The sequence below is a fragment of the Kribbella qitaiheensis genome (assembly GCF_014217565.1).
In the GTDB taxonomy this organism is placed as follows: Bacteria; Actinomycetota; Actinomycetes; order Propionibacteriales; family Kribbellaceae; genus Kribbella; species Kribbella qitaiheensis_A.
The window spans coordinates 4,790,905-4,803,798 of the sequence record NZ_CP043661.1 but is presented as its reverse complement, the minus strand read 5'-3'; the positions used below and the strand labels follow the sequence as shown (position 1 = coordinate 4,803,798).

The following is a 12,894-nucleotide window of genomic DNA, read 5'->3' as shown; positions in this document are numbered from 1 at the left end:
TCTCTCGCCTTGGAGGATTCGCCTAGTGGCCTAGGGCGCACGCTTGGAAAGCGTGTTGGGGGCAACCCCTCACGAGTTCGAATCTCGTATCCTCCGCCACTCTCCGAGCGGCCGATTGACCGGTGTTTCCGCTGGTCAGAGCGACATCCGGTCACTCGCAGGGGACAGCACAGGAACGGCCCGGTCGCATCAGCGACCGGGCCGTTTCCCGTCTTAGTCTCAACGGCAGTCTCAACAGGCCAGCTCAGGCGGACAATTGAGCGGCCGTAGGCCCCTCGTCCGGCCGCCCCGGCTTGTCCTTCTTACCCTTCTTGGACTTCTTCCTCTTCTTGGCCTTGGGGGCCGCCTCCCACAGCAAGCCACCGACCCTCACAGCGATGTCCATACGGATCTGCTGAGTGATGTGCTGGTACCGCTTCACCATCGACGACGAGGACCAGCCCATCAGATCCATCACCGCCCGCTCGGGCACACCGAGCAGCAACAGAACCGTCGCTGCGGTGTGCCGGGCATCGTGTAGCCGCCCCTCCCGAACTCCTGCGGTCGCCAGGATGTCTTTCCACTCCCGGTAATCCATGTTCGGGCTGAGCACCTCCCCCGTCCGCTTAGCGAAAACCCACCCCTCGTCTTTCCAGAGCTGACGAGCGAGCACCCTTTCAGCGGCCTGAATCTTCCAGTGTTCTTGCAGGATCGCCGTCAGCTCTGGCGGCAAACCGATCGTCCGACGCCCGGCGCGCGACTTCGTCGGCGCTGTGTCCGGCCGCGCTTTCTGCTTCTTCGGGCAGAACCCCGGCTTCCGCCCGCAGGGCTCGCCGTCGCACCCGTGCTTGTACTTCGGACGGTTCAGGCTGCGGCGCACCTTCAGGACTCCGGACTTCAGATCGATGTCCGTCCACTTGAGCCCCAGCGCCTCCCCTTGTCTCAATCCGAGCGACAGCGCAATTGCCCAACGGGCACTGTTCCGACGCTTGTTCGCCTCATCCAAGATCGCTCTGATCTCAACCACCGAGTAGGGATCGATCTCTTCTTCTTCCTCCAGGTCGAGGCGCGGCGGAATGGCCTTCTCCGCAGGATTCGGGACAGTCAAGGCACCACGCCTCTCGGCCTCTCCCAGCGCCGTCCGAATGGTCCTGTGTGCCTGGTGAGCGGTACCGGCACTCGCGCCGTTGTTCTGCATCTTCGTGTAGAAGCGCTCCAGGTGCTCAGGCTCCAACTTGTTCAGCTTGTGCGCGCCAAGCCCTGGGATGAGATGCACCCGCACCGCGACCTCATAGGCGTCGTACGAGCCATCCCGCAGATTCGGCCGGGCGATTGTCAGCCAGTGAGTCAGCCAATCCGCCACGGTCCATTTCTTCTTACCGGCCGGGCGGACCCTTCCTTTGTCTCGCTCCTTCTCCAGCTCCGAGACTCGGTCGGCGACTTCGTCCTTGTCTTTCCGCATGATGTGCCGTCGGTCTGCCTTGCCGTCATCCTTGACGCCCATCGTGACCCGACCATGCCAGTAGCCGTCAGTGCCTTTGTAGATCGACGACCGGCCGTCCGGATTCTTCGACCGCTTGTCCTGGTTGTCCATGTCGCTCCCTTCAGGCAGCCTGGTTGTTGACGCGGGCAAGCGTCCGAAGCCGGTTGATGTAGTCGGTGATGCACTCGGCGGGAATGCGCCGGAGTCGTCCGAGCGGGATCGATTCGAGTTCGCCGGACTTCACCAGCGCAAAGGCGGTTGTCCGTCCGATGCCGAGCAACCGCGCGGCCTCCTCCACCGTCAGTAGCAGAGGCCCAGTGGCAACCTTCGAACCTTCGTTGATGCTCATCGGGACGTGATCTCCTTCGGTCCGTGTGGGCAAGCTGTCGATGCGATGGCTACTCATGCGGTCTCGCGCGCTGGCTGGCTTTCGCCGTCTTCGGCGAGTGGCGGCACAGGCCTGGGTCCCCAAGGCGTACCAGCCGTACCAGCCTCGTTTTCGCAGGTCAGGGTCAAGGAGGCTTGGTTCGCTGGTACGGCTTGAGCCGTACCAGAAGCGGAAGCCTCCTCGGGGCTGACCTGCGATGTTGAGGCTGGTACGGCTGGTACGGCTTCCTCAACGGCTGGCTTCGGCTCGGGGCAGTAGCGGCTCCACGCGTCGGCGAAATCGTTGCGGTGGTACCCCTTGGCTTGCCCGGTGGGGAATCGGGTCGTGACGCTGCGGATTTCGAAGTCGCGCAGCAGGTTGCCCATCCGCATCGCGGTTAGTCCGGCCGCGCCCATTGAGGCCCATGGCCCTTCAGGATCGCTGCGCAGGCGATCCAAGAGGATCTGAGTCGGCAGTGCGTCGGCGTCCTGAAAAGCTGTCCGGCAGTCGGCAAGCAGCCGGGTCGGGATCGATGCCTCATCACCTGCGTCGCGGTCGCTGGTGAGCGCTAGAGCGGCTTTGCGGGCAGCCCGTGGCCACTGACCGCCTGCCAGGTCGGCAATGGCAATCATCGGCTCCCAGGTGTCGGCGGCACGGTCTTCTAGCGGCATGTCCGGGGTCGCATTCCGCAGCGCCTTTACGTGGCCGGTGAGCCACTGGTTGAGGCGTTGCCGCAGCTCGTCCAGCTCGGGACCGTCGCGGCCGACGCGGTACGGCGCGACCTTCTCAAACGGCCCACGACGACGCATCCGAATCACAGCTGCCCGATCCTCGATCGTGTCCGGCATCGCACCGATTCCAGCGAGTGCGGCCATGGCGAACGTGGCGATCTTCTCCACTGATCGCGAACCGGCGTCATAGCGCAAGGCCGGACGACCTCGCTGGTGACCGGCATTGAGCAGGCCGCGAAGATCTTCGTTGTCGCCTGCCTTCGGCCCGAAGATCGTGTCGGCCTCATCGATCAGCAGGGTCGGCGGATCGGATGGCGCGACACCGATGGATCGGTAAACCGCAGACGGCGAGGCGTTGACGGTCATCAACGGCCGGTGTGACATGCCCTCGACCATGTCCAACAGCCGCGACTTTCCACAGCGCCGTTCAGGTGCCCGGATTACCAACCGGGGCGCACAGTTCCAGGCCGGTACGGCGTGGGTGGCCGCAACCCACAGCACGACGGCGATCAGCGCTGACGTGTTGGGCAGGATCACGTACCGGGTGATGGTCGCGGCGACATCGTCCAGCAGTTCCGCACCATCGATAGCGTCGCCCTGGTCGTGGTTGTCGTTCGTCATGCGGCAATCCCTTCGTCGCGGAAACCGCCAGCGATGGCAGCTCTGATGTCTCGGTCGGTCTGGGCTGCTTGGTGTCCTGCGTAGGTGAGGGCAGCGAGTGCGGCGGCGCGGTCGATGGCTCCGGCCGCGACCATCCGCGCAGCACCTCTCGCAGCGCCGTAGAGGGTTGTGCGTCGCTTGCCTTGGGGTGCTTGGCGGATGGCGTCTAGGAGGCTGTCGAGGAGCATGTCGGGGTGGGAGATGCCCCCGCCCGGTTGTGTCGTGGCTGGGGCGGTCGGCGGGGTGGAGGAATCGGCCGGCATAGGAGGCAGGCACGCTGTAACGAGAGCGGGGGGCATCTCTGCCGTTCCAGGTCCGGTGGTCGTTGCCCACCGGTAAGGCAGGCCGGTGCGGTGGTGGATCGACGGCGGAAGGACGACATATCCGCCGTCGGCTTTGATGTCGATCCCTCGACGGCCGGGCATCGGTCGTGAGGGCACCGGGTGGCCGGGGTGGCGGTAGTAGAGGTGCTGTCCCCCGGAGCCGGTGATGACCCGCAAGGTTCGCGGGAGGAGTCCTTCAGACACGAGTTGGGTCAGGCTGGTCATGCCGCCGTGCGCGGGGTCGACGTCGACCACCAGGAGCCCGGAGACTGCGCCGGTTCGGACGGCGAGTTGTCCGCGCGGGACAGCGGCGACGATCGCGGTGAGGCGGGCCGGGTCGGTGGTCGCGGCGTAGAAGCCGTGGCAGGTCAGGTGTCCGCAGGTCGCCGGGTCGTGATCGGTCGCGGTACGGCAGGCGTCGCAGTTGGCTACCGGGCGCTTAGAACGGCCGAGCATGAACACCGGCCAGCCCCGCTCGGCAGCGGCGAGTGCAGCAGTCAGGAAGTCGTTCATCGGTGGATCTCCCTCGAGGGATTTCAGGCAACGGTCAGACGGTGAGCGGTGGTCACTTGCTCTTGCTGGTGGAGTTGGTTCCAGCGCCCCTGGTGGCGCGGATGTGGTTGATGACGTGACGCCCGATCCGGATCCGAAGCCCGGAGCCATGGCACTTGCCGCAGTGGCGGTAGGCCTTGCCGAGCGGGGACTTGAACTTGCCCGCGCCCTTGCAGCGACGGCACTTCCCGAACGGCCAGACAAGGCAGGTGAGGAGGTAGAAGGCGATGCTCACGGTGACAATGAGCGCCACAGTGGCGGCCTGAGCGAGGGTGTGAACACTGGCGGTGAGCCCGCTACCGTGGGTAGCGCCCGTCAGGAGGGTGGTAGCGGCGACGATGGGCATGGGATGCCTCCGAAAGGCTGTTTTTGGGCGTGAGGAGCCGTAGCCGCTACCCGCTACGCGGGAATGAACGGCCTGGTCAGGTTCGGGTTTCGGGGTAGCGGGACGGGTAGCGCAGCCGCTACCGGTAGCGGTCCGGCCGCTACCTAGACCGCCCCGCAACCCCTATCGAGTTGGTAACTCTCTGTGCAGCCGCGGTTCAGGTGTCGCGGCGGCCGATCGCTTGCCGGATGTCGTCGGCGCGGGCACCCTTGCGGGTCGCGCCGTCGCGTTTGATGTTGACGCTCGGGACCCGCAGCGCCCTTGCCTGAGCGCTGATCGCTTCGGCTGTGGTGCCGTCGTACTGCTCGGGCATCTGCTCCGAGAGCCGTCCGGCGATCGCCTCCCAGTGCGCGGCCGTGTCGGCACCGAGAACGGTGAGGATGTCGGCCAGCACATCCCTGGTGGACCGCTCGACTTCTTCCCCGGCCGCCATCCCGGTTAGCAGGCCCATTCGTTCACGGTGGGCTCGGGCGGCGGTGAGGATCTTCTCGGCGTCGCTGTGGTCGGCTAGGAACGTCCGCACGGTCGGTGTCGCATCCGCTGCGCCGTACAGGTAGCCGACGCCTCGGTACTCGTCGCCGACCGGGAGGGTCGCGGCGTCGAACCCTTCGGCGTACGCGTCACCACCGAGGACGGCTTCGGAGACAACGCGGTTGCCGCACTTCAGCGCGAACCGGACCGCGTGGTTATCCCTGTACCGGTTGAACAAACGGGCCACATCACCCGCACCGACACCCGAGGGCTTCTGCGAGCACGACACGATCACCACACCGGCCGATGGCCCGACGGCTTGGATGCGGGAGAGCTTGGCGGCGATCTGTTTGTTGACCTCCTGGTCCTCGGTCTCGAAGTAGACCTGGAACTCCTCCATCACCATCACCAGCACCCGCAGATCCGGGTACCGCGCATCCCTCGCGAGTTCTTCGGTGAGCTTGCCTTCCGGACACACGCTGACCGGCAGCGCGGCGAGCTGGGTGTTGACGCGGTCGATGTGTGCGAGGACTTCGTCCAGGATGGCCATCAGGTTGGCGATCGGGTCCGGGTCGTTCGGGCTGGGGTGGGTGCCGAAGACGATGCGGTGGGCAACCAGCTTGAACTTCAGCCAGTCCGGGGAGTTCTTGCCGTCGACCACGATCAGCTTCACATACGGGTCCAGCGCGGCATGTAGCGCGATGAGTCGTGCGGCGAACGTCTTGCCCTTGCGCGGCTGCGCACCGACTAGCAGCGAGATCCACATCAGCAACAGCGACACCGGCGCGTCGCGCTCGTCCTTGCCGAACTTCGCCGGACGCCAAATCGAGCGCGGCTTGCAGTCCAGCATGTCCGTACGGCCGACCGGGACGGCGAGCGGGTCGCTGTCGGCAACGAACAGAGTGTGGCGGCGCGAGCTGGACTTGTCCGGGGACAAGAACACCTGGTTCATGTGCACATCCAGGCCGGACGCGATCTTCTCGCGGGAGCCTTGGACGTCGGACCAGCCCTTGCCGTACGGGAGATCCACCAGCACCTGAGACCCGGTGTTGCGGGCATCCCTGGACATCTGCGAACCGAACCGGATCTCCTGATCGGTCTTGTCCGGCTTGCCGAGTCCGGCCGCGTAGTAGGCGCGCAGCACGATGTCAGAGTTCAGCTTCCGGAACCTCGGCGCGACAACCGCTGTGCCGACCAAGGTCTGACCGGCCGGGCGGCCGTAGTGCGCCAGTGCAGCGACCACACCCGCCCCGGCTGCGGCTAGAAGCCCTGCGGGAGCGGCGTTCCAGGCGATCGGTGCACTGATCATTAGCCCGAGGTTCTGGGCCGTCAGAACGCAGCCACGCCATAGACGGGTTGCCTTGAGTTGGCGGTGGATCTTCTCCCACTCCTTCAGCTCCCGGTCATCGGCCGCTGCCTGTTCCAGCGCGACGGAGTTGGGGACCCACCACCAGGCGATCTGCTTGCCTACAAGGCGAAACAGGCCACGTCCGGCGAACCAGGACAGCTTGACTCCGTACCAGGGCGAGCGGACACCGTGATACGCGGCGACGTGGGTGGACCGGGCCAGTGCACGCCGTGCGGTGGCGGGCAGGTTCTGGGGGCGCAGGTGAACCGGGATGATCGGCAGCCGCTCCCCCGGCGCGACAGCAACCGGCGTGCCCGGCTGGTCGACCGGCACGAGCACCTTGCTCGCGCCAGGCGACGTGTCAGTGTCGTCGTCCAGGGCGACTTCGTACGCGGTATCCATCCGCTCGACCTCGCCCGCAGACAGAGGGACCGTTTTGCCGGCAATCTCAGCCGGATCCTTCGGGGCCTCGTCACGGCGAGCACGGCGCGCGTCCAAGTCGATCGGCTCAGGGACGTTGTTCGGAAGCTCAGTCATGGCTAGTGCCCCTCACAGTTGCAAGCGGTCTGCGTACTCACTCGGAACTCGTTGACGTAGATGTAGGTCAGGTTGACTTCGTCCAGGCTGCTGACCGAGACCAGTTCCAGGGCCTTGGTGACGGCCTCGCGATAGTGCGTGGTCCACTCCGGCATTGCGGCCAGGACGGCGGGCTGTATTGATGTGAGCGCGCCGATCAGGTTGGCGATTTCGCAGAGGCTGAACGTAGGGACCGGCGCGGAGATGCTGAGGGCGGTCATGGTCAGTTGGCTCCGTTCATCAGGCGGGCGCGAAGCGGGCGGAACCAGCTCGACTGGCGGACTGGTTGCGGTCCGGCGTGGACCAGGTGGGCAAGGGCGGCACCCATGCCGAGCACGGCGACGGGCAGGCAGGCGACGACGGTGGTGATCTGCCACGGCGCTCGGGTGACCCCGGCTGCCTCTAGCAGGTGGTAGGCGACCTGACCGAGCGCACCGAGGACCAGGGCGGCCAGTGCGGACCACTTCGCGAACCGGCGAGCTGATGCCGGGACACGGCCGGACAGCCAGATCCGCAGCGCGAACGCGGCATAGGTCTCAACCCCGATTGGCAACGTGATGGCGGAGTTGATCGTGAAACCGTCCGCGATCCCGGGCAGCGGGTGGATCACCCCGAAACCGGTGAGCGTGCCCAGCCCGACCCAGCCGGACCAGACCGCGACGAACGCAGGCAAGGCGAGCAACAGAACCGGCCAGGAACGGACCGGGCTAGCGTCCTCGGGGACAGCCGCGGGAACACCCTCAGACTCAGCGGTTCCGGCAACGATTCCCGGTTCTACGGGTGCTGCGACCTGCGGAGATGCCTCCTCCCCTGGCGCGGGGGGCATCTCGTCGTCACCAACACTGGACTCAGGGTCAGACTGGTCCGGCACCGCGTGCAGGTGAGGCTCAGTGGCCGCCGAGGTGGGCTCAGTGAGTGCGGTGAGGATGACACGGGCCTTGTCAGCGCCGATCCTGAACTCGCTCTTGATTCGGTTCTGTGACGGCACGGTGCCCAGCTCGGCAGCGAGCTTGCGGGCGGCCGGGATCAGATCCTCAACCGGCACCGGATACGTCGTACGAAGCGGAGTGCTCATCACGCGACCTCGTCTCCATTGATGTCCTCGGTGGTCGCCAACTGGTGCTTGACGTCCAAGACGCGACGCTCAGCCCGGCGCACCCTGCGCCGGTCCAGAACGGACGGGGCCCGACCCGCGTTGATGTACGCGATCTGGGCGTCCAGCAAGTCCAGCTCGGCCGCAATGAGCGGCCATTCCTGCTCGATCTCGGCCAGGTCGGCAGCACTTGGTCCTTCGCTGGCGATGGCCTGAAGGGCGATGATGTTCATGGGTTGCGTGCTCCTCTGGTGAAACGGATGGGTGCGACCCCTGACGCCTCGGTGGGTGCAACCGCCGGGGCGTCGCTACGTCGGGTCCTATCGGCCTTGGTCTGCTTATGTGGCTTGTTGGAACAAGTTACGTGAGTGACATGTTGGAACAAGCTGGATAAGCTTGTCAAGCAGACGAGAGGAATTGGGATGCCAGAGACGTTGCAAGAGCGGGTTGCGCGCCTGATCCGCGACTCACTCGGTGAGCCGGGCTCAGCCCTGCCCAGCGAGGCCGAGTTGGTGGAGCGCTACGGCGCGAGCCGGAACACGGTTCGTGCCGCGCTGTCCGCGCTGGAGGCGGAAGGGCTCATCACCAGTAGCCAAGGCCGGACTCGGCAAGTCCGCAAAATTCATCGCTGGGAATGGAAGATGACCGAGTGGGAGAAGGCCCACAACAACGACGGGGACGCTTGGTCCAACACCATCAGGGCCCAAGGCGGGATCCCCAAAAACGACTTGCAGATCCTCAGTATCCAGGCGCCGGCCGATGTCGCCGAAGCGCTCAAGATCCCTGTAGGTACGGCGATCCAGGCGCGAAACCGCCTCCGCTGGGTTAACGACGAACCCCACCAGCTCAGCGACTCCTACTTCCCGCCGTTCGTCACAGACGGAAACGAGCTGTTCTGGAATCCCAGTGACCTCGGAGTCCAGGGCGGCCTACTCGCCGCCACCGGCCACAAGCAGGCTCGCTGGCACGATCTCCTCACAGCCCGCATGCCCAGCGCCGACGAAGCGCAGCGCCTCATGATGGCCCCGGGCACCCCACTCCTGATCCACAGCCGAATCGGCTACGACGCCGAAGGGCGTCCCGTGCGCTACATGGTCTCCCGCATGGCAGCCGACCGCGTAGAAGTCTCCTACGACCTGAACCCGGACGACTGATGTTGATCACTCTGGACGAATCGCACCGCCAGCTCGTCCACCAGGTCCGCGACGAGGCAGGCGAATGGCTCGCAACCAAAGGCACCGACCAATACCGAGGCGGCCTCGACATGGCTCAGGTCCACGCCAACATCGACGACGACTTTGACAACTTCCCTTTCGTCGGCTGGGAGGTCGACGGCCGCGTAGTGGCGATGATGGCGATCATCGACCCAGAAGCCGACTTCTGGACACCCGAAGAACTCGCAGAGCCTCAGACCTACATCAGCCGCTTCTTCGTCGTAGAACACGGCCACGGTTACGGCTCAGCTCTGCTCGAAGCAGTCGTAGATATCGCAGCCCGCGACCGTAAGGACTGGGTCCGCCTGAACTGTTGGAGCACCAATACCAGATTGCATGACTACTACATCGCACACAGCTTCGAACACGTTCGGACCTGCAATATTGCTGGCCGCATGAGTGGCGCACTGTTCCAACGAAGGACTCGCTAGTCGCGCAGTGTGCGTGTGATATCAGACAGGAAAGGAAAACTATGATCCCGGATCTACTCAAAATTGCCGATGGCCAAATGGAGGCATTCAAGGCGATACAGGAACAGCAGAGCCTAACCGGCGAGGTAGACGTTGCCCCACAGCGCTATGTTGCCGCATACGACTTAGCCGCGCATGCCAACGATCTAGCGATCGACGCAATCGACTTGACCAAGCGAAAGCGCTTCGCTTCTGCGACACCTCTGACTCGACTGATCTTTGAATGCGCAATGCACTGTCAATGGCTAGTAATGAACCCCACGGCACACTCCTCCCTTTTAACAGACAACGAACTCCACCGAGAGAGGCTCACCAAGACCCTCCGAGTCTCGCAGTCCTTCAAGCACCTGCTCGAAGCCGAGCATATCGATGTCACCGAGTACGAGAAAGTTGCTCCCAAGAACATTAGAGATGTCTGCGAGGCAGTAAATGACGGCGACTCATCGCTATACATAATCTACAGATCGCTTAGCAGTGGATCACATTCGGGTATACCTCTCATCGAAAGATGGATCGCAGAGGTCTTAGACCCGCCCGGCCTAGCCTTCCGAGTTGAGCCCTCCACAGACCCGACACAGTTCAATCAGCTTGCAGGCACCATCGCGATTAGCCTCCTTTGGACCAACTCGGCTTTCAACTGCATGACCCGAGCGCAACCAATGCAGCAATTGATCGATGAAAATTCGCGCGAACTGGAGACGAAGCCACTACTCGGAGTCGGGAAGCTTGTCCTCTGATCTCTGCTCTGCTCTGCTGTGCCGTGCTGTGTATCGAATCCGAACCCTCGCTAGGCTCATGGGGTGCGATTCGATACGTGCGCAGATTTAGATCCCACGTAGAGCCTCTTCAAACTCTGTGACGAGACCTTCGCTGGGGAAGCGTCGGCGAAGCTCCTGATCCAACTCCCCGGCGATCATCTGAAGATGGACTTTGCTTTGGCGTCCGTCCTTGAGGCCAGATATGCCGAGGCCCACGGCTTGCTCTAGGTCACCTTCACGGCCTGCGACGATGCCGAGGGTGATGCGGCATTCGGAGACTCGCATTGGGCTTAGTTCGTGGCCGTCTGGGGTGATGTTGTCGTTGATGACGGTGCGGGCGTACTGGGTGGCCAGCTCGTCGTCTCCGGCGATGCGGTGGACGTCCATCGCGTAGTAGTCCCACTTCGCAGGATCGACCTTGAAATGGTTGTCCGGCCGGTCAGGGTATGGCAGGTGTTCGAGAACCTCTTTGCCGCTCTCTAGCAATGGGTGCAGGCCGGTCTCTCCGAGACGCGCTTTGGCCTTCGCTTCCTGGGCGATGAGCTGGACATGCACGCTGCTGTGCTGCGCGACGGCCCTGGCCCTTCTGGGCGGCGTCGACGGCCTGGCGGAAGCGGCCTTGGGTGAGAGCGAACCAGGCGGTCATTTCGTGGCCCCACCCGGCGATCTCTGGGTGGCCGGCCTCTAGGCCAAGTTGCATGGCTGCGGTCCGAGTGGACTCGGCGGCCGTGCGCATCCCTAGGTCGTACTCGACGCATCCAGCCAGCAGGGCAAGCCATCCACCAGCCACCAGGAGCTCCGCGTGCGCTTTCAGGCCGACAGGGCGACGTAGGAGACCTGCCACGTGTTGAAGCCAGCTATGCGCCTCTTGGCGCAACTCAAGGGCGTCGCGGTGGTTGTACTGGCAACACAGCTCTTCGACGGTTGAGTGCAAGCTCTCCAGAGTTCCCGCTGTTGTGTCGCTGGCCTGTATGCGCTGGAGGAGCTCCGCGGTTTGCCACGGGGTCTGGTCGAGCTTGGAGACCGTGTCACCTCGGGCGGCCGAGATCAGCTCGCCCTTGGCGCGTAGTACCTCGTCGCAGACGCGGGCTAGATCCTCGTTCGGGAGCTTGCGGCCATTCTCCAGATTCGAGAGATACGACCGGTGGTAATGCGTGGCTTTGGAGAGATCGGCCAGGGACCAACCTCGGTGTTGCCGGTACTCCCTCAGCCGGTGTCCGAAGGTCACCTTGCAAGTGTCCCTCATGGGTTTGTATCCCTGCATCCTGAGCACGAGGGATACGCGGGAACTGGTGATCTCACGCTGCGTGTTTGCCAAACTGAACGCATGAACGGGACACGTGCGGGGCGCGAACTAGACGGGGTGGAGTGGACCAGGACCGACCTTTGCGATGGCCTCCACCCCGTCACCAGCAGGCCGTGCGTCCTCGGGGAGCACAAGGGATTTCACCGGACGGCCGATGGCGCGGAGTGGCTGGACGACTAGACCGGCGAGGCGCGCGTGTGAAGCCCTGAGAACCGCGTGCGTCTCGCCTTCCACTCCTCGAGCGGATGCACCTGGCCTGAAGGTGCTGGGACCACCAGCCAGTGACACCGACGCCCAGGAGCCCCTATCTTTGGCGCATGAACAATGCACCAAAGTGGTCTTTTCAAGTCAGAGAAATATCCGCTGCAATGTCACTGCTGAACCACGCAGATACCGTTCTGGGAGACTTCGAATTCGCCGCAAGGAGTCTGGAACCCCTACTCACAGTCTGGTCGATAGGCGCGGAGAAATTGCTGAAATTGACGGCGGGATTCATCCACACGGAAACCCACCAGACGTGGCCATCAAAGTCTGAGATGGTAAACGACTACGGACATGACATCGCAAGACTGGATGATCGCTGTCGTGGCCTATTTCGCGAGAGACTCAGCCTGGCCACCTCTCCAGGGATTATTGAAGACTGCTTAACTGAGACAGAAACCAACCCATTGATCAATGGCCTCATGCAAACGCTAACCAGATACGCGAAAAGCGGACGTTTCTACAACCTCGACCATCTTGCCGACTCGCCTCAAATTGAGGACTCACCCGCGGACCTTTGGGAGGTTACTCAACAGAAAATACTTGCCCACAATCCTGCAATCCTCGCAAAGATCGGAGGTACTCAATCTGAATACGAAGAGGCAAGAAGCGAGATGTACGGAGAAAGCCGAGAGGCCGCCCGGACCTGGCGCAATCTCTACCACCGCGCCTGGGTACAGGGGGTGTGCGGACCAACCGCGAAGCAGATGTCCTACGAACTCGGCCGACCGTCCGCGTCTTAGGTCTCATCGCAAACGGGGTTGCGATACTTGCGCCAGTTAGCCAAGATCGCATCATGCCAAGTGGAGGATCCGCCAACTTTGATCATCTCATCCCACTATTTTCCGATATCGAAAGTTGGATGAATGCGGCGGAGCAACGATCACTCGGGCAACCTACGCCACGATCAGCGTTGG

Annotated in this window: 16 protein-coding genes and 1 tRNA gene; 6 read left to right on the top strand and 11 right to left on the bottom strand. The window is 63.5% G+C overall.

The features are described 5' to 3' along the window. Window positions 1-11: 11 nt before the first annotated feature. Window positions 12-99: transfer RNA gene (locus tag F1D05_RS22775), tRNA-Ser, on the top strand. Between the two features lie 145 nt (window positions 100-244). On the opposite strand, the gene F1D05_RS22770 is transcribed toward F1D05_RS22775, so the two are convergent. From F1D05_RS22770 to F1D05_RS22730, 9 genes are all read right to left on the bottom strand, one after another. After that, window positions 245-1,573, bottom strand: a complete 1,329-nt coding sequence (locus tag F1D05_RS22770) for a tyrosine-type recombinase/integrase (RefSeq protein WP_185442252.1) — start codon at window positions 1,571-1,573, stop codon at window positions 245-247. A gap of 10 nt (window positions 1,574-1,583) precedes the next feature. Then, window positions 1,584-1,811: a helix-turn-helix domain-containing protein gene (locus tag F1D05_RS22765; RefSeq protein WP_185442251.1), complete on the bottom strand. Its 228-nt coding sequence runs from the start codon at window positions 1,809-1,811 to the stop codon at window positions 1,584-1,586. Between the two features lie 53 nt (window positions 1,812-1,864). Continuing rightward, window positions 1,865-3,181, bottom strand: coding sequence for a DUF3631 domain-containing protein (locus F1D05_RS22760; RefSeq protein WP_185442249.1), 1,317 nt, complete (start codon window positions 3,179-3,181; stop codon window positions 1,865-1,867). Continuing rightward, a complete protein-coding gene (locus F1D05_RS22755; RefSeq protein WP_185442247.1) occupies window positions 3,178-4,056 on the bottom strand; it encodes a bifunctional DNA primase/polymerase in 879 nt (292 codons plus the stop codon). Before F1D05_RS22755 ends, F1D05_RS22760 begins: the two co-directional genes overlap by 4 nt. Before the next feature lie 52 nt (window positions 4,057-4,108). Then, window positions 4,109-4,441 (bottom strand): hypothetical protein, encoded by a 333-nt coding sequence (locus F1D05_RS22750; protein WP_185442245.1) that lies wholly within the window; start codon window positions 4,439-4,441, stop codon window positions 4,109-4,111. A gap of 196 nt (window positions 4,442-4,637) precedes the next feature. Then, complete coding sequence (locus F1D05_RS22745; protein WP_185442243.1) at window positions 4,638-6,836, bottom strand: cell division protein FtsK; 2,199 nt, start codon at window positions 6,834-6,836, stop codon at window positions 4,638-4,640. A gap of 2 nt (window positions 6,837-6,838) precedes the next feature. Then, the gene (locus tag F1D05_RS22740; RefSeq protein ID WP_185442241.1) at window positions 6,839-7,096 is read right to left on the bottom strand and encodes a hypothetical protein; all 258 of its coding nucleotides are present in this window, start codon (window positions 7,094-7,096) and stop codon (window positions 6,839-6,841) included. Window positions 7,097-7,098: 2 nt separating this feature from the next. Beyond that, complete coding sequence (locus tag F1D05_RS22735; RefSeq protein ID WP_185442239.1) at window positions 7,099-7,950, bottom strand: ABC transporter permease; 852 nt, start codon at window positions 7,948-7,950, stop codon at window positions 7,099-7,101. Then, complete coding sequence (locus F1D05_RS22730) at window positions 7,950-8,201, bottom strand: DUF6284 family protein (RefSeq protein ID WP_185442237.1); 252 nt, start codon at window positions 8,199-8,201, stop codon at window positions 7,950-7,952. The genes F1D05_RS22735 and F1D05_RS22730 overlap by 1 nt, the downstream gene beginning before the upstream one ends. Before the next feature lie 189 nt (window positions 8,202-8,390). On the opposite strand from F1D05_RS22730, the gene F1D05_RS22725 reads away from it, so the two are divergent. The 3 genes from F1D05_RS22725 to F1D05_RS22715 are packed head-to-tail and all read left to right on the top strand — an operon-like array spanning window position 8,391 to window position 10,389. After that, window positions 8,391-9,122 (top strand): GntR family transcriptional regulator, encoded by a 732-nt coding sequence (locus F1D05_RS22725; RefSeq protein ID WP_185442236.1) that lies wholly within the window; start codon window positions 8,391-8,393, stop codon window positions 9,120-9,122. Next, entirely contained in the window at window positions 9,122-9,613 is a 492-nt protein-coding gene (locus F1D05_RS22720) for a GNAT family N-acetyltransferase (protein WP_185442234.1), read from the top strand. The genes F1D05_RS22725 and F1D05_RS22720 overlap by 1 nt, the downstream gene beginning before the upstream one ends. Window positions 9,614-9,654: 41 nt before the next feature. After that, window positions 9,655-10,389: a DUF5677 domain-containing protein gene (locus F1D05_RS22715; protein WP_185442232.1), complete on the top strand. Its 735-nt coding sequence runs from the start codon at window positions 9,655-9,657 to the stop codon at window positions 10,387-10,389. Window positions 10,390-10,476: 87 nt separating this feature from the next. Here the strand turns inward: F1D05_RS22715 and F1D05_RS39020 are convergent, their stop codons facing one another. After that, window positions 10,477-10,965: a hypothetical protein gene (locus F1D05_RS39020; protein ID WP_206686460.1), complete on the bottom strand. Its 489-nt coding sequence runs from the start codon at window positions 10,963-10,965 to the stop codon at window positions 10,477-10,479. Next, entirely contained in the window at window positions 10,850-11,656 is an 807-nt protein-coding gene (locus F1D05_RS43110) for a helix-turn-helix domain-containing protein (protein WP_428995037.1), read from the bottom strand. Before F1D05_RS43110 ends, F1D05_RS39020 begins: the two co-directional genes overlap by 116 nt. An 81-nt stretch (window positions 11,657-11,737) precedes the next feature. On the opposite strand from F1D05_RS43110, the gene F1D05_RS22705 reads away from it, so the two are divergent. Then, window positions 11,738-11,896 carry a hypothetical protein gene (locus F1D05_RS22705; RefSeq protein WP_185442230.1) on the top strand — a complete coding sequence of 53 codons (159 nt, stop codon included), beginning with the start codon at window positions 11,738-11,740 and terminating at the stop codon, window positions 11,894-11,896. 137 nt (window positions 11,897-12,033) lie between these two features. Beyond that, window positions 12,034-12,720, top strand: a complete 687-nt coding sequence (locus F1D05_RS22700) for a hypothetical protein (protein ID WP_185442228.1) — start codon at window positions 12,034-12,036, stop codon at window positions 12,718-12,720. Window positions 12,721-12,894: the final 174 nt, after the last annotated feature.